Here is a 25384-nt window from a genome sequence, read left to right on the forward strand (position 1 = left end):
TCAACCTTAAATTGTGAAAAAAACCGCTAAATACCTCTAAATAGTCACTTTTTTATTTTCTAAGCAGACCCTATTTAAAAATATCATTATATAAAAACATCTTTATATAATGATGTAAATAAATCCATAGTTCAAAAAAGCCCTGACAGAACCGGATGGAACCTGGATGTCCAACTAAAAGGAAGTATTTGGGGTAGGGGAGAAAGATTAGGAATAGACATGGAAATTTTTTTGGGTGAGGCCATAACCAGGGAAAGCATGAATCCCATACTTTTTTAATCACAATTTGTACAGTTAAATACTAGCTATACAATTTCCCTGAAGTCGATTGTCCTGGGAGTAACTCCTGGGAACCAAACGTACCCGTTGAGGCATACGAAATCTTAGGTGCCATAAGGATGCTTGGAAAACATCGCATGTTGTAATGCAGCTCATCGTAGGAAGTGTTCATGCACAGCCTTACCTGGCCCAATGCGAATATCTCCCAGAGGCTCATCCCCTTACGGCCGGTGGCCTTCCTGCCCTGGGTGATCTTTTCCGACAGCACGGCAAATACCTGTTCATTCCACTTCGGGGTGATATAAATGTACTGCAGGGCGGCCATGTGGCTGCGTGTTTTGGTGGGGATCTTCACTTCTTCTACCGGGGTACATCCAAGGGTAAGCTGGGCTTCGAATCGTGGGCGCATATTTGCTGACAGGGAATTTGTTTGGTCTGAATCTAAAAATATGGATCGCTTTAATTGCCCTAATTTAGCCATTTTTAGGTTTTATATATAATTTTCCCCCTGCGGATTCAACATAAAATACACTTCAAAATCAGCCATGGAATTACAATATCCGTTTTTCCCCCGTTTTCTTACAGGCAATAATTATATCCATTCTGGATTTTCCATCATTTCCAGCCTTTCTTTTATTTCTGGATCACTTCTGAAGTAGTTTTTGACCCGTAAACAAGCAAATACCCATACTTGGGATGGTTCTCATCTTCCATAAAAAATTTTATCTGTTGATTACCGGAAGGAAGGGTTTTGCTGACGATTCTTTTAATATCTTTTTTTCATGCTCAATTATTTCATACCTAAAATCTACAACAATAAATTGCTGTTAAAATAAACAATCGGAAAATAGTTTGAAGATGGAAAAAGGAATACACCCATAAAGGACATGATGGCAAAAAAGCCAAAGCCCTTCTATATTAAATATAGAGGGGCTTTGGCGATTTTGCTGGCATAAAACTTTAAGACATGCTTGATTTACTTAACATATATTTGAATACATCATTAGGGTTTTGAAGAAGATCCACTTCATCTTGATTTAGGGAGAGAGAGAGGGCTTCCTCCACATCAAAGATCAACCCTCCTACAAACTCCTTATCAAAATTCAAATCTTTTTCAAATAGAGCTTCCCTCACTTTTGAAGGTTCTTCAATGCCATATCTTTTGAAAACCTTCACAATCGATTTTATTTTAGAATAATCTTTCATAATATTTATACATATTCAGCAACTTCCGATTCTATTTCTTCTAAAGCCTGCTCTTCTATGATTATTTCTTGTTTCTTGTCTTTACCGGTTTTGGCAAGTATTCTGTCAAAGATGTAATAAACCAACGGCACAATTACCATGGTAAGGAACATGGAGGACACCAAGCCTCCAATGATCGCCCAAGCCAAACCATTTTTCCATTCGGCACCTGCTCCGGAAGCAAGGGCTATGGGCAACATCCCAAACACCATCGCCAAAGTGGTCATAAGGATCGGACGAAACCTGATTTCCACTGCTTTAATTAAAGCTGCTTTCATTTCCATACCGGCTTCTTTTAGCTGATTGGTAAAATCCACCAGCAGAATGGCATTTTTGGCTACCAGGCCCATCAGCATGATCATCCCCAATACACTGAAGATACTCAAGGATGAACCTGTCAAGGCCAAAGCCAATAAGGCTCCTATCATCGCCAACGGAAGGGAGAACATTACCACAAATGGATAAACATAACTGTCATACAGAGCGACCATGATCAAATAAATCAACAAGATGGAAGCCAAAAGGGCGATACCAAGGCTGCCAAATCCTTCTTCCTGCATCTTTAGGTCTCCTTCATAAGAAATGGCCACCTCATTGGGCAAATCCAACTGGGCAATTCTTTCTTGGATCTCTGCGCCCACGGTACCGGTTGATCTACCTGCGACCTGCGACTTCAAAGTAACGGATCCAATCCGGTCCTTTCTTTCCAGCTTATCCGGTCCTTCAGACTGGATGGCTTTTGCAAATTGACCAAGCTGAATGATCTCACCTCTGTTGTTTATAAAGGTGATGGCCTCTATGTCGCCCACGGATCTCCTATCAAATTCGTTCATCCGGATATTGATGTCATATTCGTAATCCCCATCCCTGTATTTGGTATCAGTATTTCCATTGAAGGCCACCTGAAGAGAACCCCCTACCATATCCATCCCCAAACCTAAAGAGGCCATTTTAGCCCTATCCACTTCTATCCTAATTTCAGGGTTACCTTCTTCTAGGGAAGTTTCTATTTTTCTTGTTCCAGGCACTTGGGCCATTTCGGACATGACTACTTTGGAAAAATCACTTAAAGTATCCAAATCAGGTCCCGAAAGTACAATCTGTATGGGTGCTTCATTGGCCGTACCCATCATGCTTATCGGAACGGCCGTAAATTCCGGCCCCACAATATTCTCCTGCAACTGAATCTCAATTTTTTGTGCGTATTCCGAAGCAGTCAGGTTTCTGTTTTCCTTCCCTACCATTTTTACAAGAATTTCAGCGGCATAGGGGGAAGATGAACTTCCGGTAAGCATACCGGTAGTTTGTCCTACCGTAGTGAATATCCCCTTCACTTCAGGAAGGCTATGAAGGTAATCCTCCACTTCCCGGGTCTTGAAATTGGTCTGCTCCAATGTAGCATCTTTGGGAAGCTCCAATCGGATAATAAATTCCCCCCTGTCTCCTTGGTTGACAAATTCACTTCCGATAAAGCCTTTGCTTACCAATAAAAAGGAAGAGATAAAGAGAGCCAGGGTAATCACCAAAGTAATGGTCTTATGGGTAAAGGCCCAATTTAAAATTCCAATAAGCCAGCCAACAAAATAGTCCAGCCCTTTCTCAAAGCCACCGATAAACCGGCCAAAAAAGCTTTTCTTGTCCAGATGTTCCAATTTTGAAAATCTGGAAGTCATTAACGGAATTAAGGTAAAGGCAACCAACAAACTGAATAGCGTAGCTACCGCCACTGTGATACTAAACTGGGTAAGGATACCGGAAATTAATCCTCCTGTCAATGCAAGAGGGACGAATACCACGGCGATTACCAGTGTAATAGAAATAACCGTACTTCCAATTTCCCGGATACCATCATAGGAAGCCTGGATGGCGGATTTGCCCTTCTCCATGTGACGGTAGATGTTTTCTATAACCACGATGGCATCATCCACCAAAATCCCGACCACCAGGGAAAGCGCCAACAAACTCATCAGGTTTAGGGTAAATCCAGCCAAATACATTACGGTAAAAGTGGCAATAATGGAAGCCGGAACGGCAATCATCACGATAACAGCATTCCTGACACTGTGCAAAAACAACAGCATGATCACAGCCACTAGGACTACCGCTATTGCCAAATCTTTAATTACATCATTGGCTGCTTCCAGGGTGAATTCCGAAGAATCCTGCGACACCTCAAATTTCAGATCATCATCCTTGAAAGTTTCTTCCAATTGGGCCAAAACTACCTCCACTTCCTCTGCCACATCAACGGCATTGGCATCTGATTGTTTTTGAATGGTCAAGGCAATGGCGCTGTTTCCATTTAACCTACTGAGGATTTCCTCATCCTTGTTGGAATCCAAAACCTCTGCTATTTCATTGATTTTTACCGGTGAGCCGTCCGTTTTATAAGTCACGACCAATTCACCAATTTCTTCAATGGAGCTAAATTTTCCTGCCAGCCTGATCAGTATTTGCTCTTCCTGGTTTTTGATTCTGCCTGTGGGAAAGTCCAAATTGGCAGAAGCAACAGCCATATTCACCTGCATAGGGGAAATACCATAGGCCTCCATCTTATTCCGGTTGAGGTTTACTTTAATCTCCCTTTCGGAACCACCCAAAAGGTTTACCTGGGCCACACCTTCCACTTGGGAAATGGTTGGCTGAACCCTTTGATCCATCAGGTCATAAAATTCAGAAGGCGACAGGGAAGAATAAGCACCCATTTGAATAATAGGCATATCATCCAAACTGAATTTGCCCAAAGCTGGCGGATCGGCATCCTCTGGAAGATCACCCAATATGGCGTTGATCTTTCTCTGGGCATCCTGAAGGGAAATATCCACATCGGTGTCATCGGTAAGTTCTATGGTAATGATAGAGACACTTTCCATGGATGTGGATTTCATGAGGTCAATGCCTTCCAGTGAGGCAACCGCATCTTCCACTTTGGTGGTCACTGAATTCTCCACTTCCGAAGGGGCTGCCCCTGGATACACCGTAGTGATGGTCAGCACGTTAGGACTGAACTTTGGCAGAAGCTCATAAGACATCTGGGTATAGGAAAAAACCCCCAGCAATGTCAAGATGGTAAAGAGAACCACTACTATAGTGGATCTTTGTATGGATATTTTTGCAATTTGCATGTTTTGATTCTTTTTAAGCTTAAAGTTCCGTAACGGCTACGCCATCTTTCAAATTAATCAGCCCTGTAGTGATCACCTTTTCCCCTTCTTGTAAGCCCTCAAGCAAAACCAGTTGATCCTGACCAATAGAGGCCACTTTAATAGCTTTAACCCTTGCTTTGCCTTCCTCTACCACATATACCTCAGGATTTTTCAAGCCACTGATAAGGGATTTTCTGTTGATCATAATTGCTTCTTGTTTGTCATAGTTGAAGGTGGCATAACCGAACATGCCCGGCTTCAAATCTGCAGCTTCATCCTTTAAACTGATTTCTACTTTATATCGAAGGGAAGCATCTCCTTTGGAGGAGGTATAGGTAACTTTGCCTTTGTATTCTTTATCCGGAAAAACCCCTGCCTTTACCAAAACAGTGTCCCCAACTGATATTTGGGCAATTTCTGATTCAGAAACCTGTATACTTAATTTAAGGGGCTGAGTGTTGACAATATCCAACAAAGGCATACCTGGGCTGACCAAAGTACCGATTTCAATATGGTCATCATTGATATAGCCAGGAATGGGTGCGGTAATGCGGGTATTGGAAATCCTCTTTTTGATCATATTAAGTTGGGCTTCAGCAGTTTTGCTGCTGTTTTGGATTTCTTCCAATTGTTTTTTGGTGATCGCATCTGTTCCGGAAAGATTTTTATACCGCTCCAAATCTTTTTGTGATTGTTCAAAAGTCAGGGTGGCTATGACCAGTTCAGATTGCAAAAGCTCATCATCCAATTGGGCAATTAACTGACCTTCTTTAACTTCATCGCCTTTGCGCTTTAATATTTTAACCACCTTTCCGCTGGCCTCAGATTGCAGGTTCAATTCTCTGTTGGCTTCAAATGTCCCATTAGAGGTAAAATTCACATTTACATAGGATTTCCCCACCACCTCTGTCCTCACCGGAATAAACTCAGTGGTTTTCATGGCCTCTTCAGCCTTCACTGCCATTTCCTGCTTGTTGTTGAATAACGTAAAGGCGATACTTCCTATAACAAGTACCAGAATTACTATCGGGATTATTTTTTTCATCTTAGTTGTTGTATTGACTTGGTTATGTATAAAGTTGGTGTTGCTATTGTCAGGCTTAATCTGCCATTTTGGAGATCTCCCCCCTGGACTTGTATAGATCCACCTGAGCGGTTTTCACGTTGATGATCTGGTTATTATAGGCTGTCCTTGCTTCCCGCAGGGCTGTTTCTGCTTCCAATAAATCTGTCAGTGGACTAAGCCCTTCCTTGTAAAGCAGCTCTGTCTGGCCATAGACTTCCTCTGCCAATCGGAGGTTCTCCTCCTGAGCCTTGGCTGAATTGACACTTGATGTCAATTTTTTGACCCCATTTTGATGTTCCATTTCCGCAGCCTGGTTGGCTTTCATGATGTCCTGCTCCAATTGCATGGACCTGACTTTTGCCTGCGCCACCCGGTTTTTCCTCTGGAATCCATCGAATATGGGAATTTCCAGTTTCAATCCTATCAAAGCACCGCGGTACCAGGGTTTGCTTTGGGAGAGAAAATTGAATTCATTGGCAAAAGTATTGTAATTGACATCGGCGAATCCTATCAATGAAGGATAATATCCCGCTTGGATATTTTTGATGTCCAGTCCGTAAAGATCCTGTTGCTTATTGAGCACCTGGAGGTCTACCCGATTTTGAAGGTTCCCATATAGATGGGCCGGCAGAATTCCGGCCAAATCAAAGTCAAAGTCCTGTTGCTGCAGTTCCAAAGGAGTATTCATGGGTACGCCCATCAACAGCTTCAGGTAATTTTTGCTTTGGGAAATCCCGATTTCAAGGTCATCTTTGCTGGCTTCCAAAGTAGTCAAATTTACTTTCACTCTGTTGTAATCTACTTTCTTCGCCAGATCATTTTCAAATTGGGCTTTTAATATTTTTTCCAGGTTCAGCAACCGGTCCATATTGGCATCCAAATTTTCCCTTTGCAATTCCAGGCCGATAATGTTGTAATAATTCATGGCCAAATCATAGAGAATGTCCTCTTTGTTCATCTGTGTCAGCAATAGATAAAATTCCTCGGAGGTTTTTGCGGCCTTAAGTCCTACTAAATAGGATTGGCTGAAGATAAGCTGGTTGAGCTGAAAACCGGCCTGAAGACTTTGTGGAACCCCGAACTGGATCACATCAATGTCGTTAGGATTGGTCTCAGGATTCAGGACCCCGCCGGGAATACCCATGGGAGATACGTTCAGAAAGTTGTTGTAATTCCCGTAAGCCTTAAGCTGGGGAAGTCCTGTTCCCACTATTTCTTTTCGCTGATAGGCGGCAGCATTTTCATCCAATCTGGACTTCTTGATATCGTAGCTGTTTTCCAATCCGATCTTTAGCACTTCTTTTAAAGAATATGCTTCTCCGTCCCCGGATCGAATATTTTGAGAAAATGCTGTGAAATTGATACTCAATAGGAATAACAACAATAAACTTCTTTTTTTCAACATGACACCTTTTATTCTTAAAATTTATTGATTACTTTGTTCCGAATTTAAAAAACCTAAACATTAAATTTTTTTTATTTTCTGGTAGCTTCAAATCTCTTAAGAAGCAGGGGAAGCTCATTTTTCATAAACATAAAAAATTCCTTCATTTCCAGAAGACTGCAACAAAAATCACTTTCTTTGTTCTCCTTCAATTCAATGATTTCATTGATGAGACTTTCCATATTTAATACTTCATCAAATTCTTTTTTGAGATCGTTTTTCCAATCCCTTATCCTCAACTTAAAATAACGTTTTCTTTCTCCCGGCTTGGTCCTATATTCCACCCTCTCCTTTGCCTGTAAAACAGTCAAAGCAGTACTTACCGCACCCTTGCTCACCTGAAGCTCTTCCTGGATTTCTTCAAATGTGGCCTCAGCAGGTTCCGCCACCATTAGCAATCCCATAATCCTTCCTACCACAGGCTGGAATCCTTTCATTTCATGGAAGACACCAATTTTTTCTATGATCTCTCTTTTCTTTTCTGACAAATTCATTGTTATTGGTTTGGGTTTTTTAACGCCACAAAGTTAGATAAAGTTTAGCTAGTTCATAATTTTATGAACAAATAATTTATTTTTAAACCTCAAAAAGCCGTTTCAGAGATTACTAGACGAGTTTGGCATTAACCCAACTTGGCTTTTCAAGCCGGATTTTCAATGAATTTCAGGGGGTGAAGTGCCTTCATGCACTTTAAATCTAGCCTCACTAGCATTTTTGATGAGGCCAATCCTCATTATAGTTGTAGTCTTTCAAGACGGAGTAGGGAAAATTAACTACAGAGCCTATTTAAGGGGTGCTGGTAGCTCAAAAAGTTTAGGATGGCTCTTATTACCACCATACGGTCTTCTGGAAGCCTGAAGGATCAAAAGAAGAGGAGAAACTTCCCCCATATGTTAAAGTAGCTTATCTAACCATTCAAATCTCTTTATGATCAAAAAAGGGCAAACGGAGTAATCAATAAATAACCTACAGCTGATTTTACAGGAAGGAAATAGAACCACTTTGATAGCATTTTCAGAGGAATGCACTACTGGCCTAAATCCGATTTTGCATAAATGGATGATCAATCCAAGTTTTGGGATCAGAATCTATGTGGCTGGTAAAAAAGGAATTTATTATGAATCAACCACCCCAGTTCCACCACTTTCAGACAAAGATTTATTCTGGTGGACTTTTTCAGGATTAACCAAATTTATTTTAACAGGCGACCATGAGTAACAACCTTTTCAGTACAAATCCTGTCCTCAGAATCGGGAAGATTATTGAGGTTAATGGCAGTTCAGTTCGAATAGAACTTGACATAAAAATTACCGAGTTAACTCGTTCTTATAATGGACAAATATATTCCATCGGCCAGATTGGAAGCATCATTAAAATTCATTTCGGTAGAAAGATACTCTTTGCTTATGTTAGAATGCTTCGCATGCAATCTGATATTCTTGCTGAAGAAGGTCTCCAACCGATTTTACCAGGCGATGATAAAAGAATACTAGAAGCAGATCTTTTCGGGGAGGGGACATGGAATATCTCCACACAATTACTTACTTTTTCAAGAGGTATTGAGACTTACCCTTTACCCCTTCAGGATGCATTTATTTGTGCTAGTGAAGAGTTGGAGAGCATTTACAAAGCTGCTGAGAAAAAGGGTAAAGATGAGAGTGATCCAATGGTTCCAATTGGGCGTTACATTGGGAGCAATAATGCAATTTGTAGGGCAAACATAGATAAGCTGTTTGGTCATCATTCTGCTATTCTTGGATCTACAGGTTCTGGTAAATCCGGAACTGTTTCGGCTATCCGTCATTCGGTGCTGGCTCACAAATCTGGTGAGAAAGATCTCACACCAAGAATAATAATGATTGACCCTCATGGAGAGTATGCTAAGGCATTTAAGGACAAGTCGATTGTCTTTAAGGCGTACAATGAGGCTTCTTCAAGTTCTACTGAAGCCGAGCCATTAAAACTACCGTATTGGCTAATGTCCAGCGATGAATTCAGATCTTTGGTTATTGGTAAGACTGAATTCGAAGCAACTTCTCAAACTAATATGGTTTATCGAGCAATCACGTATGCTAGATTATTATATCTGGGTTTGATTCAAAATGTTGGCCCAAATGCTGTTGGTGATGCAAAAGATGATATTCCTGCTAATCCTTCCTATTCTGAAAAAATTTTAAATTTTGACCGGGATAAACCAGTTCCCTTCAAACTTTCCGAATTTATCCATCACTTGGACAAGATCCAAGGCCAAAAGACGGGTGATTCAAAGAATCTAGCAGCCACAAGTGGAAGGGACAAAATAGATTCGATACTGAAAAAACTGAAAGTTCTCCGAGGAAATCCGCAGCTTTCATTTATAATGAAGGAATGTGACGAAAATGCCCCCAAAATCAAAGAGATCCTTTCCCAGTTTTTTGGCAAGATGACTCTCAAGGGTGAAGAGGTGGATAGAAGTCTTAGAATCATTGATATTTCAGGACTTCCTAACGAGGTGGCTGGGCCTTTGACGGCATTGATTGCCAGGCTTTTGTTTCAATATAAGCTTTGGCAGAAAAGAGACGAAAGGGAAAAAGATCCAGTATTGTTTGTTTGTGAAGAGGCTCATCGTTATGTTCCTAATCATGGTGAAGCCCAGTATAAGGAAGCTCAGGAAGCTGTTAGGAGGATAGCAAAAGAAGGGCGGAAATATGGCATTGGAATAATGTTGGTATCCCAAAGACCTTCAGATGTTGAGCCAACGGTTCTTTCACAATGTAATTCGTGGCTAATTCTAAGACTTACCAATTCCAGCGATCAGGAACATGTAGCTAAATTTTTACCCGATAGCTTGTTAGGGCTGACTAAGATGCTACCTTCTCTCACAAGACAGGAAGCAATTTTTGTTGGCGAAGCCGCAGCTTTGCCTAGTCGAATTCGAATTAACCAATTGTCTGAGGATCAACTCCCAGATTCGAATGACATTAGCTTTGTTAAGGGCTGGATAAATGAAGCAGCAAAAACTGAAGACCTTAAAGCAATTAGCGATAGATGGCTTGGCCAGAGATAGAAGTACACATTTAAATGAAATTAATTGATAACGTAAATAGTCGCTTGGGGGATGACCTAAAGGCAAGCATACAGAAAGGCAGCAAACTTAGCATTGCAGCTTCCTCCTTTTCCATCTATGCCTTTGAGGCACTTAAACGGGAGTTGAAAGGAATCGATGAACTCCGGTTTATTTTTACTTCTCCTACATTTATAGAAGAAAAATTCCAGAAACAATCCCGCCATTTTTACATCCCCCATATCCTAAATGAATCTCATTTATGCGGGGGAGAATTTGAATTAAGATTAAAAAACGAATTAAACCAAAGAGCCATAGCCAAGGAATGTGCTGTCTGGGTAAAGGATAAGGTAATTTTCAGATCCAACAAGCATTCCAATCAGCCGCTCCATGGCATGATCCATTCTAAAGGTTCAGAAAATAACGGATCAGCCTATAACAACATCAATCACTTCACCACCTCTGATTTGGGTTTTACTCCCAAAAAAGGATTCCCGACTTTAATCCAAAAGGTTGATTTTCCGGAAAGCCAGGCATATTTGGATTGGTTTAACGAGGTATGGACCAATGAAGAAAGCCTTCAGGATGTTACGGATCATGTGCAGGATTACTTTGAAAATGCCTATAAAGAAAACAGTCCTGGATTTATTTACTTTATTACCCTATTTAATATATTCAATGATTTCTTGGATGACCTATCACTGGACAATCTACCCAATGATCAGATCGGATTTAAGCAAACGCTTATTTGGGATAAAATGTACAACTTCCAAAGAGATGCGGTAATAGGTGGTATCAATAAGCTAGAACAATACAACGGCTGTATTCTTGCCGATAGTGTGGGTCTTGGTAAAACTTTTTCTGCCCTTGGGATCATCAAGTACTATGAAATGCGTAACAAAGATGTCCTGGTACTATGTCCGAAAAAGCTGGAAGCAAACTGGAATACCTTCCGTCACAATGACAAGGACAATATTCTGGCAAAAGACAGGTTCAGGTATGATGTGCTTTTTCATACAGATCTTTCCAGGGACCGGGGAATGAGTAAAGGCAGAAACCTAGAGACCGTCAACTGGGGGAATTATGGGCTGGTGGTTATAGATGAATCCCACAATTTCAGGAATAATAACCCCACTGCCGGGAAGGAAAATAGGTACCAAAAACTTCTCCGAAAAATTGTTCAGGAAGGTATTGAAACTAAAGTACTGATGCTTTCTGCTACTCCTGTGAATAATCGTTTTAATGATTTAAAGAATCAATTGGCCCTGGCCTATGAAGGGAAGACTGACAAGATTGATGAAAAATTGGATACCAATAGGGGCATTGAGCAGATCTTTAAAAGATCGCAGCAGGCATTCAATACCTGGTCCCAATTTGATGCATCTGAAAGAACCACGGAAAAATTGTTGGACATGTTGGACTTCGACTTTTTTGAGGTTCTGGATAGTCTGACCATTGCCCGTTCAAGAAAGCATATTACCACTTACTATGACACCACGGACATCGGAAAATTCCCATTAAGGAATACACCCATATCAATCCAAAGTCCATTAAGTATTGAAGGGGCGGTAAATTATAAAGATATAGCAGAACGTCTACTGTTACTTAACCTTTCCATTTACTCTCCATTGAATTACATTTTACCCAGTAAGGTACCATTTTATGAAGATCTTTATGATAAAAAAGTAAAGTCAGGTAAGCTTTCCCAAAGAGATAGGGAAAACAGTTTAAAAGTTCTGATGAGGATTAACCTGCTGAAAAGGTTGGAGAGTTCTGTGGATTCCTTCAGAATCACCCTGACCAATATTGCCAATCAGATCAAAGCTGCATTAACTGCCATTGTAAAAGGGGAAGAAGCAGAAACTTATATGGGTATTGAATCCCTATGGGAAAATGAGGATTTTGACTGGGAAACGAATTGGGGAGATGTTGAAAATGTGTTTGGCGGCAAAGTGAAGGTACATGTTTCTGATATGGACACTACCAAATGGGGTGAAGATTTGTCTGAAGACCTTTTAATATTGGATAATCTCTTTGAGGAAATTAAAGAGATTAAAGGAAAAAATGATTATAAGCTTCAACACCTCAAACGGGTAATTTTAAATAAGTTCGAAAACCCTTCAAAGAGACTGTAATCTCAACTCTGTCTAAGCTTGGAATTTAGTTTTAAATTTTATATGTATTAGACATGAGTAAAGATGAAAAAGAAAGCCTAAAAGAGAAAGCATTAAGACAATTTAAAAACGGAGAGCCACTATTTGGGAAAGACGGAGCGTTTGCCCCAATGCTGAAGGAGTTTTTGGAAGAGGCTCTTGAAGCAGAGATGGAAGGGCATCTGAGCAGCGATGAGTCGGGCCGTGAGGTTGGAAATAAGTGCAATGGCAAGGGCCGCAAGACTGTCAAGAGCAGCCATGGGGAAGTCGATATCGAGACCCCTCAAGATCGCCACAGTAGCTTCCAGCCCCAGATTATTGAAAAGCGTCAACGTATTCTGGCTGACAATCTTGAGAAGCAAATCATTGCCATGTACGGTTTAGGTAACAGCCTGCGGGATATTCAGGATCATATTTCTGAGATGTATGATACAGAGATATCCACGCATGTTCTCAGCGAGATCACTGACCGTATCGTGCCTAAGGTAAAGCAATGGCAGAGTCGTCCCCTGGAGCCGGTATACTGCATTGTATGGTTGGATGCGATGCATTTTAAGGTCCGGGAAGAGGGTAAGGTCAAACACAAGGCATTGTACAATGTGTTGGGTATCAATAAAGAGGGCAGGAAGGAGATACTGGGGATGTATATCTCTGAGAGCGAAGGAGCTAACTTTTGGCTACAGGTACTTACAGACCTGAATAATCGTGGTGTCAAAGACATCTTGATAGCCTGTACCGACAACCTGACCGGTTTTAGTGAGGCCATCCATTCAATCTTCCCAAAAGCCGATATCCAACTCTGTGTGATCCACCAGATCCGAAACAGCCTCAAGTATGTGGCCAGTAAAGAGCAGAAGGTCTTTATGAAGGACCTAAAGTTGGTCTACCAGGCTGATACTAAAGATCAGGCAGAAACAGCTCTGCTGGACCTGGAAGAAAAATGGGGAAAGAAGTATCCCGTGGTAATACGCTCCTGGAATGACAACTGGGACCGATTGAGCACCTACTTTGAGTATAGCCCACCGATTAGACGGCTGATCTATACCACAAACACGGTAGAAGGCTTTCACAGACAAGTCCGGAAGGTAACCAAGTCCAAAGGTGCCTTCACCTCTGATATGGCCTTAATGAAGCTCGTATATTTGGTCACCAGGCGTATTGAGAAAAAATGGACATCACCTTTACAGAACTGGGGCTTGACTGTTCAGCAGTTGGCTATTAGATTTGAGGGAAGATTGGAACTGGATCTGAATACAGAAACCTAAAAAAATAGTGAATTTTCCCTTCGGGGGGCTAGCCCCATAGCCGTCAGGCTATAAATCCGTAAGGTATTGACGTAGAGGAAGAAAGAGCAGTTAAAATTATCGGTAATAGCCAAAAAATTCAAAAAAATACAGTCTTTGTATAATTCAAAGTACTTGGAGCGTATTGCCCGCAAAACTGGCTTTGTCCAGCGTAAAGGAAAGATTTGCCCAAAATCATTTTTTATGTCCGTACTTTTTCAATGCTTTACAGGTAATCAAACAAGTCTAAACGATCATTTGGTGGACTTAATGAGGCACCATAACGTTAAGGTGCGTAAACAAAGCCTTTTCGAACGCTTCAATTCGAAGGCTGTTGCTTTCTTAAAACACCTTCTTGAAGAACAGCTCAAATTGAAATGGTCCTGTCAGATGCCTTGGGAAAACCTGGAGAGATTTACCGAGGTACTTATTGAAGATTCGGTACGCTTCCAACTTCCTGATCACCTGAAAGACAGCTATCCGGGAAATGGAGGCGGAGCCTCCCAGGCAGGTGCCCATTTGCAGTTTGAATTTGATCTGAAAAGCGGAAACGTAAAGACTTTATCGCTTCATCATGCCAAATACCAAGATCAAAAAGCAGCTAGGGATCAAGTGGACAGAATATCCGAAAACAGCTTAATTATAAGGGATTTAGGGTATTTTGTGATGGATATTCTGGAATCAATTCACCGGAAAGGAGCTTTCTTTATCAGCCGCCTCAAACCTAAAACCACTATTTATGAGCTTAAGGAAGGCCAGTATATCAGGCTGGTGGATATAAATTCGCTTTATGCTGAAACAATAAGAAGTAAAATACCCTACCTGGAAAAGCAGGTGCATATGGGCCCAAAGAAGATTCCCGTTAGGCTGCTGTTGGAACCACTGCCCGAAGCCGTAGTGGAAGAGCGTCTTCGTAAAGCAAATAAACAAGCGGTTAAAAAAGGCAGGAATGTCAGTAAGGAGTACAAGGCTTTTCTCCGGCTCAATTTATTTATCACCAACGTACCGTCAGAGGATTTGGCCATTGAGCAGGTTCATCAACTTTACCGGTTGCGATGGCAAGTGGAATTGGTATTCAAAACATGGAAGGGGTATTTCAAATTTCATCAATTTAAAGAGATGCAGCTCCATAGGTTTGAGTGTTATATATTTGCCAGTCTACTCTTCATCTTATCAGGCTGGGAACTGTACTGCAGACTAGCGGGTCTGATTTGGCAGGAAAGGCACGTGCTTGTCAGCAAAATGAAATTCGCAAAAGCCTGGATACAAAACAAGCCAAAATGGCGTCAACTACTTTCTGATGGGAGCAGTCAGATGGAGGATTTTATAAAAGACATCAGAAGCGAATGCCTGGATTTCCTGCTTCAGGAAAGACGTAAAAACAGGTATAATTTAGAGGAGTTTTTACAAGTAAATACTTGTAAATGAATCGTTTAAATGCTATATTAAAGATAAATAAAGAGAAGAAAAAAGGCCTGCTTCTCATCCATATCAAACAGGCCTATAAAAAAACTATAATTATGAGGAATAAAACTCCCCAAGCCCTCAAGGGGCTTGGTGTATGTATATACCAATTATGCCTTTAGGTTCAAATATTGCTTAGCCTGACGGCTATGGGGCTAGCCCCCCGAAGGGAAGCCAGACAGAGTTGAGCTAACACTCCCCTAACACTCCCGTAATTTCCACTAGCGTTTCATTTTTATCCTGACAAAGAATGATGCCAATGGTATTGTTTTCATCCTTAAGCTTCACATGTCTATCATAATAATTAACATACATCTGCATTTGCCCGAGATCCTGGTGTTTAATTTTCCCGATTTTTAGGTCTATTATAACAAAGCATTTCAGAAGGCGGTTGTAAAATACCAGGTCCAAATAAAAATGATCCTCATTAAATGATATACGTTTTTGGCGGGCTACAAAAGTGAATCCTTTCCCCATTTCTAAAAGGAAATGTTCAAGCTTATCTATGATGGCATTTTCAAGGTCTGATTCCGAATATCTTGTTTCTTCTTTTAAATCTAAAAATTCCAGTATATAAGGATCTTTGACCGAATCAATGGGTTGTGATATTACTTGACCTTTTTCTGATAGTTCTCTTACACCTTGTTTATCCCGACTAAGTGAGAGCCGTTCATAGAGGGCACTGTCGAATTGCCTATTAAGTTCTCTGACTGACCAATTATTTTGAACGGCTTCTATTTCATAGAACCTACGTTGATTTTCATCCTCTATGCGCATTAATTTAATATAATGGGACCAACTTAGTTTGAATTCAGCAGACACTGTCTGTTGTTTTTGATAGACTAAGTAAAAACTCCTCATTTGCTGTAGGTTTGTCATAGAAAAACCTTTTCCTAATTCCTTAGTTAGAAAAGTCGATAAATCCTTTACTAAATGTGCTCCATATTCAGCTCTATCTTTTCCTAGCTGTTCTTCTTCTACTATCATTTTACCAATTTCAAAGTAAGTATGCACCATAGTGTGGTTTACCTGGCGAACAACCTGACTTCGGGCAGCTTGAAGCAACTTCACTACGTTCTTATGAAATTCGTTATTTGAAGGATAATTAGGCATTAACTTTAAATTGGGTATTATTAAATTGATTCAACCTTGTTTAACTTTGGCCTGTGGAGAAGATAAAAGGACAATTATCTTTCTTTTTACTTCTGTGATTTCCACCATTTATAATCATCTTCAGACAAATGCTCCCGCATCCATTCTTCCATACCTACATCATGCCTTTCAAGTACATGACGGGTAAAAGGCAACGCGGTTTTACAGGCCTCAAATCCTTTTGCTTCCATATCCTTTCTGATGTTTTCAGGTAGCACTTCCAGCCAATCTTCGAAATCCTCTTTAGTCGGTGTAATAGTTATTGGTTCCGTGGCTGTACTATCTGGATTGCCTATGGCCTTTTGATGATAACAATAGGTAGCATTTCCAAAACGAAAAAACCGTTCATGCCAGGATCTTTCTTCCGGTGGAAGTCCTTCTAACATTTTAGCCTGCTGCTGGTTAATTTTTTCAATTGGATGTTTCATAACAAATTCTAAATCGTAAATTAATTATCACTGAGGGATTTATATACCGGTAACAGGTGGATTTTTGCAAGATCTATCTGTTTGGCTATCTCCATTTGAATGCTCTTCTTTAATATAAATGATCGGCTATTTCAGATTGCGTAGTAGAGAATATTCATGTCCTTTTGAACTTGTTCATTTCATTCATTACTTCAATGTACCGATAGCAAGTTGCTCTACTTATCCCCAGACCATCAGCAATTTCTTTTACAGTTCTTTCCCCGCTTTCAAAAAGAATTTTTGCGGAAGTTGCTTTGGCTAAAGCCTCTTTGGATAAACCAGGTGGACGGCCTCCTTTTCTCCCCCTGGCCCGGGCAGCTTCCAATCCAGCCATAGTACGTTCTCTTATTATCTCCCTTTCAAATTCTACCAAGGACGCAAAAATATTAAAAGTAAACCGACCGGTGGCCGTTCCGGTATCAATGCCATCTTTGAGACTGACAAATTCGACACCTTTTTCCCTGAAAGAAGAAACCAATTCAATCAGATCTTTCAGGGATCGGCCCAAGCGGTCAAGCTTCCATACCACAACTACGTCACCCTTCCGAAACTGGTCAATCATCTTGGTGAGTTGGGGCCTGGTTTTATTTTTGCCGGACATCTTTTCTTTAAAAATTGTCTCACATCCGTATTTCTTTAGATCATCGAGTTGAAGTTCCAACTTTTGATCTTGGGTACTTACCCTTGCATATCCAATTTTCATGATATTGTATTAAAAACCTTGTCTCAAATATAAAAACAATAATTAATTTATGAGACGGTTTTATGAGAAATGGTAAAAGGGCTTCAGGTAAGATTTTAGTGTGAGTTTTATTGATAATTTGCCTCTTTTCTTTAGAGCATTTTTGCCGAATCCAATGCTTGGGTTTAATTTTTCGTTGCCCATGGCTGATGGATCAAATACAGATCGGAGATAATCAAGCTGCAGTCTCTTTGTAATTTTACGCCCTATTCTTTAGTAATACTTATGTGTGTTTCTATTCAGGAATAGTCAGTGGATATCACTTATTCATTGCTAGAGCTACATTTTTGAGTATTGCTCCCCAGTTACTTTCTCCATCCCTTCTACTGCCTTTCCGTTCAACTCCTCCTGATTAGCTTTACCTGCCATTATCCTCCTTTTCTGTTTTTAAAAAATTTTTTGACATCCACTCCCGAGAACTGCAGGATCTTGTAGAGTGTAGGCTGGCTCTTGATACCGAATATTTTCCTTATTTCTTCTGTACTCCGGTTGTTCCTTTCATACATCTCCTTAATATCAGGAGCGATTAATTGAAAACGCGGGCTTAGGCCTTTTGGTCTGCCACCGGTGCGCCCCCTCGCCCTGGCTGAAGAAAGCCCCGCCTTCGTCCTTTCCCGGATAATATTCCGTTCGTGCTCTGCCAAAATACACATGAACTGAAAAAAGAGGTTTCCCGTAGCTGTGGTTGTATTGACCTGTTCGCTCAATGATTTCAGGTTTATTTTTCTTTTTGCCAGCTCTTCCACCAGTTCGATCAGCTTCACTGTATTCCTACCCAGACGGTCGAGTTTCCAGACGACAATGGTATCGCCTAGCCTAGCGTATTCCAGCAATCTTTCAAAGGAAGGTTTGGATGATTTGATTCCTGATACTTTATCGGTAAACACCTGTTGGCAACCTTCTTTGTTCAGGGCATCCAATTGCATGTCCAAATTCTGTTCAAACGTGGAAACCCGGGCATAGCCTATTTTCATGGAGTGAATGTTTTGGATTGTTTACGAAACTTAACAATATCGCCTATTTTAAACTTTGAAATAATACACAGCAATATAAACAGATAAAATTTATGAAACCATAATTTTTATGCCTGTGTATAAAAACCTTCGTTTTTTTACATAATGGCTATTTGTCAGATTACGGCGGGTGCCTATCAGGGACCTACTCCATTTTTTGAAAGGAAAAGCATGGTTGGATCCATCTGGAAATAAACCGTGATTTTCCACCTATTCCTTAATACCTGAAAAAAGTACGGTAGCCATTTCATATAACCGCAACTTGCACTTCCCAGCTAAAGGCCTTTAATCCCTGTTCCTCAGCTTGCTGATTTAGTTTATTCAATTCCTCAAGTAGTTTTTCTGCCTTTTCCGTTTCTACAAAAGTGTAAATGGCATTGTTGAGGGCAGGCCAGGTATGGGTTCCCATCCGGGGCTCGCCGCTATCAGAACCACGACCCTGCAGATTATTTAATTTTGTAAAGCCCCTTATTTCCATCAAGTCAAAAAGCGCTATAATTTCTTCTGACAAAGACTGGTTAAATATAATCATTATCCCTTTCATTACTTTATAACGTTTTGTTAATAGACCCATCAAACCATCAGCACATCAAATTATCCACCCATCAGCACCTCAATCCATTATCCCGATAAAAGGCTTACCTTATGCTTTCTTTTGCGGTGGAACACCGCATATAATACCGGGACAAGGATCAGTGTAATCAAAGTAGAAAAGGAAAGGCCACCTATAACGGCTATAGCCATTGGTTTCCATATTTCTGAGCCCTCACCTTGGCTAGTGGCCAGTGGTAACATAGCTAAAAGTGTAGTGAGGGTAGTCATGAGTACAGGGCGCAATCTGGATCTTCCTGATTCAACTATTGCATCGAAAAGAGTCAGGCCCCTCCCACGCAATAACTGAATAAAATCCACCAAAACAATTGCATTCTTCACCACAATTCCTACAAGGATTATACCTCCGATAAAAGCGATTACACTCAATTTTGTATTTGTGAGAATCAAGGCCAATAAAACGCCGGTAAAGGCAAAAGGAAGGGAAAACATGATGATAAATGGATCCTTCAGCGATTCGAACTGCGCCGCCATGACAATATACACCAATATTACACTTAAGCCCAAGAGCAGGAAAAGATCTCCAAAGGCTTCCTGCTGCTCTTCTATATCTCCTCCAAATTCAATCTCCACTCCTGAAGGAAGGTCCAGCTCATTGGTAATAAAATCGTTGATTTGTTCGGTAACCACATTCAAAGGGGTTTCAACAAGATCTGCCGTGACCTGAATAGAGCGCTCTCTGCCAATCCGTTCAATGTTCGGAGGCGTGTAAATTTCCCTGACCTCCCCTAGTGCTCCGATTTCTACCAGATCACCATTAGGAGTCACCACTGTCATTCTCCGGATATCATCAATATTTTGGCGGTAAGACTCTTCATACTGTACCACAATATCAAACTCTTCCCCCTCTTCCCGGTATTCAGTGGCGATAAGCCCCGCAATCATATTTCGGATGCTCTGCCCAACTGTTCCAGAATTAAGGCCCAGTGCCGCCAATCTATCCTTATCCAGATCTATCTGGAGTGCTGGTTGTGGATCTCCCCGGCTTTCATCCGCATTTCTTACTCCCTCGATCTTCTGGAGTCTTTCGATTATCCTGGCTGCAATTTCTGAAGTCTGGTCAAGATCATTCCCGATGATGTCGATCGCTACAGGAGATCCTGCGCTGACTCCCCCTTGGGTACTTACGGAATATTTGATTGCTTCTGGAATATCCTTTAACTCTTCCCTTATTATCTCTGCGATTTCAAAAACGGAACGATCCCGTTCACTTGCAGGAATAAGAGATGCCGTAATATCGATGGTATTAGGTCCTGTGCCTCCGCCTCCTAAAGCGGCACCTCCACTGGTACTGGCCCCTATCCCAGAAGAAATAACTTCCAGTTCGGGCACCTGCTCGAAAAAGATTTGTTCAACTTTATCAATGGTGGAAATGGCACTTTCTGGGCTTCTGCCGGTAGGCAGCTCAATAGTTACCATAAGGCGTCCGTTATCGGATTGGGGCATAAATTCGGTTCCCAACCCGGGTATCATCAATAAAGATCCTAAAAACAGAACAATGGCTAAAACCACCACTATTACCTTGTGGTTTAAAGACCACCCAAGTATTTTTTTGTACCCATTGTCCAATCCGCTAAGGGCGGCTTCCACCCTGGCACTGATCCTTTTTCCGATGGACTTCTTCTCAGAAGTTTTTAGTGTCTTTTTTTCTTCTCTCAATAGTTTTGAAGACATCATGGGAATAAGGGTCAGGGCGGCCAGCGTAGAGACCACGATGGTCACCACCACAATAGATCCTAGCTGCCCAAACCAGATCCCAGTCATACCGGTAAGGAAAGTCAGGGGCAAAAACACCGCCACAACAGTAAGTGTGGTGGCCACTACCGCAACCCCGACTTCATTGGTCCCATAAAGGGCTGCTTCTCTCGGTTTGGTCCCCTTGTCCACATAGGTGGATATATTTTCCAGGACCACAATAGCATCATCCACCACCATTCCCAAGGCAATGGATATCGAGGAGAGGGATATTAAATTTAAGGTGCCGCCTGTTACTGACAGATAAATAAAGGCGGCAATAAGCGAAAAAGGAATGGCTAGTGCCACAATAAAAGTCGCTCTCCACCTTCTTAAGAAGATAAACACCACCAACACCACAAAAACAACCGCATATATCAGTACATTAGAAAGGTTATTCACCGAATTGATGATGAATTCTGAGGTGTCAATTACTGTTTTGATTTGTACATCCGGCGGCAGATTTCTGCTAAGCTCCGGAATCCTTTCCAGTACAGCCTGGGCGACCCGGACGGTATTGGCATTATTTTGCTTCTGTACAGATATGGTTACGGCCCTTCTTCCGCTTACCATTTCTATGCGGTTGTCTTCGTCAACAGCATCCTGGACTTGGGCGACATCGTTTATGTGCACAATGCCACCTTGTGGGGTATTTTTTACCACAATTTTCCCTATTTCTTCTATAGAAGTAAATTCCGTGTCGATCCGGACATTGTATTGTTGTTGACCTACATCCAGGTTCCCTGCCGGTATTACAATATTTTCATTGCCCAAGGCCTGGCCAATCTGACCAATATTCACCTCATAGGCACTCATTCTTTGCGGGTCAACATTCACCTGGATTTCCCTGATTGGCCCACCTTCCACGTTTACGGCCCCAACTCCGGCTACCCGGTTGAGGGGGGTTACGAACTGGTCATCCAGAATTTGACGTAAGTTGGGATAACTTTCCTCAGCAGTGGCTGCCAGGATAATCACCGGGATGCTACTGGCATTAAATCTATAAATAACAGGATCGTCAATATCGTCGGGCAACAAAGGTCTAGCCCGGCTCAGGGCGTCCCGAATATTATTGGAGGCTTCATCAAGATTGGAGCCCCAGTCAAACTCCAAGGTAATAATGGAAACGTTTTCCACGGAAGAGGAGGTGATTTCATCCAGGTCATTAAGAGTACTGAACTGGTCTTCCAGCTCCGTCGTAACATTTTGCTCCACTTCCAAGGCCCCTGCACCCTGATAAGTGGTAATAACCGTAATTATAGGTGGATCAATCTCTGGGAAAAGATCTACCGGCAAATTTACTGTAGAATAAATCCCGAAAACCATGAGGGCTATAAAGACCATCATGGTCGCTACAGGGCGAAAAATGGCAGTTTTAAATAGGTTCATATTTCTAATTATTCAACTTGGGCATTTGCGTTCACCACTCTTACCAAGGTACCTTCATTGAGTTTTCCAATACCTTCCGTGATAATGGTTTTGCCAGCTTCTAAACCGGACACCACCCTGATCAGATCCTGATAACGGTTGCCTGTTTCCACAGCAATCCGCCTCACACGATCCCCTTCTTTCACAAAAACAAATTGATCGGTGGTGCCGGGTTGGTTCACCACCGCGGTTGCCGGAATATATATACCTTCTATTTCACCCAAGTTGAGCGAAACCCGGGCGAACATGCCCGGCCTGAGCTGTCTTTCCTCATTTTCAATGCGGATCTCAATCCGAAAAGTGCGGCTATTCCGATCAATGGTGGGTGATTTTCTGTCCACCTGTCCAGAAAATTCTTCTTCCGGATATACATCGGTCCTTACCGTTGCCTTCATGCCTTTCTTTACCTGATTATAAAATCCTTCTCCAACATTAATGGTAATTTTTATCGGCTCGATTTGCATCATGACCAGGATTGCAGGAGCTTCTGCAGAAGGTGTAAACATTTCCCCGTCAAAGAAATATTTTTTGGTAATCACCCCATCAAAATTAGCCGTTAGACGGGTGTTTTCTGCCAAATTTTCATAATTGGTCAAGGCATTTTGATATTCAGTCATGGCCTGATCAAATTGCTGGCCTGAGACAGAACCAATCTTCACCAAAGTATCCAAACGCTCAACTTCCCTGCTTGCCAATTCCATTTGACTCCTCGCTTGGTTAAGCTGGGCAGCATTCATGGTGACTAAAAGTTGTCCTCTCTTTACCCTTTCGCCCTCCTCCACTTTTATTTCATCGATCCTGACCCCGGTCTGTCCGGTAATATATGCCTGTTCCCAGGCTTCGACATTGGCGGTATATCTGATAATTTGGGGAAAGATTTGTTTTTCCACTGGTTGCGCCTCTACTGCAACTGCTTCTTTTACTTCCTGCTCACTGTCTGCTTCTTGATCTTTGCCTCCGCAGGAAACCATCATTGCAAAAACAGAGATCCAGAGAAAAAGGCTTTTGTTCAGCTTTTTCATGCTTGTTAATAGTTGGTTAATCGTTAGTTTCATTCCCGGTCAGTTGGTTAAAATCAGCTAAGGCAATTAAGTATTCATAAATTATTTCCAGCTGGTTCAGACGGGCTTGGGTAAGGGCAAGCTCTGCATCATTCACTTCAATTAAGGTTCCTACCCCACTGTTGTAACTTACCTGTGCGATCTGATAGCCCCTTTCAGCCTGGGCAATGTTTTTTTCCTGTGCTTCAAGGCTTCTTTGTGCCCGCTGAATTCTGTTCAAGGCATTTTGTGCTTGGATGCTGAGTGATTTACGTTGGTATTCCTCCTGGATGTTCGTTTGATAAAGATCGATCCTGGCCTGCTCTATCTGCCGAACCCGTGTCAGACCCTGAAAAACCGGAATACTCAACTGGATACCTATAAAGGAGGTGTTAACCCAGAAATAATTGTTAAAGTTAAAATTATTTGCCTGGGCCTGCCAGGCGTAATTTCCAATAGCCGATAGTGAAGGATAAAAAGCAGCTTTCTGCACCTCAATTTGTTTTTTCCGTAAATTTTGTTGAACAGCCAACTGTTGCAATTCTGGATTATCTTCTAAGGTATATCCGCTTAGTATCACCTCTGGATCACTGTTTTCATAAAACTCTACTAATGATTCCTCGAGGGAAACAGGAATTTCCTGGGGAATGTTGGCCAATAATTTCAGATTATTCACGGCAGCTTCATAACTATTCTGCCCCTGCAGAATATCCGGCCGAATGTTTTCCACCTGCACTTCCGCCCGGATCATATCGTATTCCGGTACCAGCTCCTGTGAAAACTGGTTTTGAATATTTTCAAAATTCCGTTGTGCATTTTCCAGGCTTTGATCCAATACCTGTAAGGATTCTCTGGCTAAAAGCGCCTCATAATATGCTTGTTTAACCTGTGTTCTAATTTGGTTTTTATTGATATCCAGTCCTTTTTCCTGTATCTCCACAGCTGTTTCTGCTGCCCTTTTAGAGGTTCTTAATTCCCGGTTATACAAAGGTAGGTTTGCCTGGGCTGATATATTGTAAGAATTATCAAATCCAGCTTCAATGATAGTTCCTTCTGAGCCGCCTCCGGCCCCTCCAAAGCCTTCTCCGGGAGGCAGAAAGAATACAGGCCTTTTTATATTGCGGAGGTACTGGCCGTCTATACTAATATAGGGCAATAGGGCCCCTTTAGCCGCTTTTAACTGGCTGGTTGTTCTTTGGATCTCCAATTTTGCTAGAAGAATTTCAGGATTTCCTGTAAGGGCACTCGAAAGGGTCTCTTTCAAGGTTAATGCCAAAGTGTCTTTTTCCTGTGCATGGGTTTGTTGAAAAATGGTCAGGCACAGGAAGACCGCAAGTATTATACCTGTCCTGAAGTCTGCTTTACGGGAGTAGGTAATTCGACTGCTATGTTCTCCGGCGAGGAGAAAATGCTGAACGCATCCATAAGGTAGAAAGGAAGCAATTCTCTTTTTATTTATACTTTCCATCTATTGTCGCTAATTTAGTTGGTCATTTTTTTCTGATCTTTATGTTTAGGCGGATCTTTGAGGGCTTTTGAAAGGAAAAAACATGCCAGTTTATTTTTTTGTCTTTACCCAACGATCCATCACCACCTTCATGGCTTCCTCCATTTCTCCATAAAATCCTTCCATCTCTTTCAGCATTTGATTGAACTCAGGATAGGATGCTGACCTTGTTCGGGTCAGATCTTCAAGAATACACCGAAAAGGGGTAATCTGCTCTATTTTCCTTTTTATCATTTCCATCCAGGTTTTGGAGTTGACATGAAAATAACGCTTTCTATCCCCGAGAAAAGTTTTTTAATCCACTAGTCCCGCTCTCAATAAAAAGTTAAGGGAGGTGCTGACAGAGCTTTTACTGGATTGAAGATTTTCCTTTATTTCCTCGAAAGTGCAGAACGGAGGCTCTGCCACCAGCAAAAGGGCCATTACCCTTGCCGTCAGCGGTGGGAAATCAGTGTTCTCCAGCGTAACGCCAATCTTTTCTATCTGTGAGGCTTGTTTCTCTCTAATGATCATACTTCTTATTGAATTTGGCTGAAATTTAATAAATTTGTTCCGTTTAATAAAGT

Annotated in this window: 20 protein-coding genes; 4 read left to right on the top strand and 16 right to left on the bottom strand. The window is 41.5% G+C overall.

The annotated features are described in order from the left end of the window. Nucleotides 1–301: 301 nt before the first annotated feature. The 6 genes from HUJ21_RS24695 to HUJ21_RS24720 all read right to left on the bottom strand — a co-directional run bounded on the left by HUJ21_RS24695 (nt 302) and on the right by HUJ21_RS24720 (nt 7674). Complete coding sequence (locus tag HUJ21_RS24695) at nt 302–688, bottom strand: hypothetical protein (RefSeq protein WP_291373724.1); 387 nt, start codon at nt 686–688, stop codon at nt 302–304. Between the two features lie 551 nt (nt 689–1239). Beyond that, nucleotides 1240–1485: a hypothetical protein gene (locus HUJ21_RS24700; RefSeq protein WP_291373726.1), complete on the bottom strand. Its 246-nt coding sequence runs from the start codon at nt 1483–1485 to the stop codon at nt 1240–1242. Between the two features lie 5 nt (nt 1486–1490). Beyond that, nucleotides 1491–4649: an efflux RND transporter permease subunit gene (locus HUJ21_RS24705; RefSeq protein ID WP_291373728.1), complete on the bottom strand. Its 3159-nt coding sequence runs from the start codon at nt 4647–4649 to the stop codon at nt 1491–1493. 19 nt (nt 4650–4668) lie between these two features. Then, on the bottom strand, nt 4669–5715 hold the full coding sequence (locus tag HUJ21_RS24710; protein ID WP_291373730.1) for an efflux RND transporter periplasmic adaptor subunit: 1047 nt from the start codon (nt 5713–5715) through the stop codon (nt 4669–4671). Nucleotides 5716–5770: 55 nt separating this feature from the next. Continuing rightward, the gene (locus HUJ21_RS24715) at nt 5771–7141 is read right to left on the bottom strand and encodes a TolC family protein (RefSeq protein WP_291373731.1); all 1371 of its coding nucleotides are present in this window, start codon (nt 7139–7141) and stop codon (nt 5771–5773) included. A gap of 71 nt (nt 7142–7212) precedes the next feature. Continuing rightward, a complete protein-coding gene (locus tag HUJ21_RS24720; protein WP_291373732.1) occupies nt 7213–7674 on the bottom strand; it encodes a hypothetical protein in 462 nt (153 codons plus the stop codon). A gap of 716 nt (nt 7675–8390) precedes the next feature. Between HUJ21_RS24720 and HUJ21_RS24725 the strand changes: the two genes are divergently transcribed. From HUJ21_RS24725 to HUJ21_RS24740, 4 genes are all read left to right on the top strand, one after another. Next, nucleotides 8391–10226 carry an ATP-binding protein gene (locus HUJ21_RS24725; RefSeq protein ID WP_291373733.1) on the top strand — a complete coding sequence of 612 codons (1836 nt, stop codon included), beginning with the start codon at nt 8391–8393 and terminating at the stop codon, nt 10224–10226. Between the two features lie 14 nt (nt 10227–10240). Further along, a complete protein-coding gene (locus tag HUJ21_RS24730; protein ID WP_291373735.1) occupies nt 10241–12358 on the top strand; it encodes an SNF2-related protein in 2118 nt (705 codons plus the stop codon). A 53-nt stretch (nt 12359–12411) separates the two neighbouring features. After that, a complete protein-coding gene (locus tag HUJ21_RS24735) occupies nt 12412–13641 on the top strand; it encodes an IS256 family transposase (RefSeq protein ID WP_291373736.1) in 1230 nt (409 codons plus the stop codon). 135 nt (nt 13642–13776) lie between these two features. Continuing rightward, complete coding sequence (locus HUJ21_RS24740) at nt 13777–15087, top strand: IS4 family transposase (RefSeq protein WP_291373738.1); 1311 nt, start codon at nt 13777–13779, stop codon at nt 15085–15087. A 225-nt stretch (nt 15088–15312) separates the two neighbouring features. On the opposite strand, the gene HUJ21_RS24745 is transcribed toward HUJ21_RS24740, so the two are convergent. From HUJ21_RS24745 to HUJ21_RS24790, 10 genes are all read right to left on the bottom strand, one after another. After that, the gene (locus HUJ21_RS24745; RefSeq protein WP_291373739.1) at nt 15313–16236 is read right to left on the bottom strand and encodes a PDDEXK nuclease domain-containing protein; all 924 of its coding nucleotides are present in this window, start codon (nt 16234–16236) and stop codon (nt 15313–15315) included. 86 nt (nt 16237–16322) lie between these two features. Further along, a complete protein-coding gene (locus HUJ21_RS24750; protein ID WP_291373740.1) occupies nt 16323–16703 on the bottom strand; it encodes a hypothetical protein in 381 nt (126 codons plus the stop codon). A 154-nt stretch (nt 16704–16857) separates the two neighbouring features. After that, on the bottom strand, nt 16858–17445 hold the full coding sequence (locus HUJ21_RS24755) for a recombinase family protein (RefSeq protein ID WP_291373742.1): 588 nt from the start codon (nt 17443–17445) through the stop codon (nt 16858–16860). Between the two features lie 407 nt (nt 17446–17852). Continuing rightward, on the bottom strand, nt 17853–18458 hold the full coding sequence (locus tag HUJ21_RS24760) for a recombinase family protein (protein WP_291373744.1): 606 nt from the start codon (nt 18456–18458) through the stop codon (nt 17853–17855). 286 nt (nt 18459–18744) lie between these two features. Continuing rightward, complete coding sequence (locus HUJ21_RS24765) at nt 18745–19041, bottom strand: PG0541 family transporter-associated protein (RefSeq protein ID WP_291373746.1); 297 nt, start codon at nt 19039–19041, stop codon at nt 18745–18747. 77 nt (nt 19042–19118) lie between these two features. Continuing rightward, a complete protein-coding gene (locus HUJ21_RS24770) occupies nt 19119–22232 on the bottom strand; it encodes an efflux RND transporter permease subunit (protein WP_291373747.1) in 3114 nt (1037 codons plus the stop codon). An 8-nt stretch (nt 22233–22240) separates the two neighbouring features. Then, entirely contained in the window at nt 22241–23293 is a 1053-nt protein-coding gene (locus HUJ21_RS24775) for an efflux RND transporter periplasmic adaptor subunit (protein ID WP_291373749.1), read from the bottom strand. A 16-nt stretch (nt 23294–23309) separates the two neighbouring features. Beyond that, entirely contained in the window at nt 23310–24779 is a 1470-nt protein-coding gene (locus tag HUJ21_RS24780) for a TolC family protein (protein WP_291373751.1), read from the bottom strand. Between the two features lie 90 nt (nt 24780–24869). After that, entirely contained in the window at nt 24870–25052 is a 183-nt protein-coding gene (locus tag HUJ21_RS24785) for a hypothetical protein (protein WP_291373753.1), read from the bottom strand. A gap of 60 nt (nt 25053–25112) precedes the next feature. Further along, nucleotides 25113–25331: an ArsR family transcriptional regulator gene (locus HUJ21_RS24790; RefSeq protein WP_291373755.1), complete on the bottom strand. Its 219-nt coding sequence runs from the start codon at nt 25329–25331 to the stop codon at nt 25113–25115. Between the last annotated feature and the right edge of the window lie 53 nt (nt 25332–25384).

This window comes from Cyclobacterium sp. (assembly GCF_014762705.1).
In the GTDB taxonomy this organism is placed as follows: Bacteria; Bacteroidota; Bacteroidia; order Cytophagales; family Cyclobacteriaceae; genus Cyclobacterium.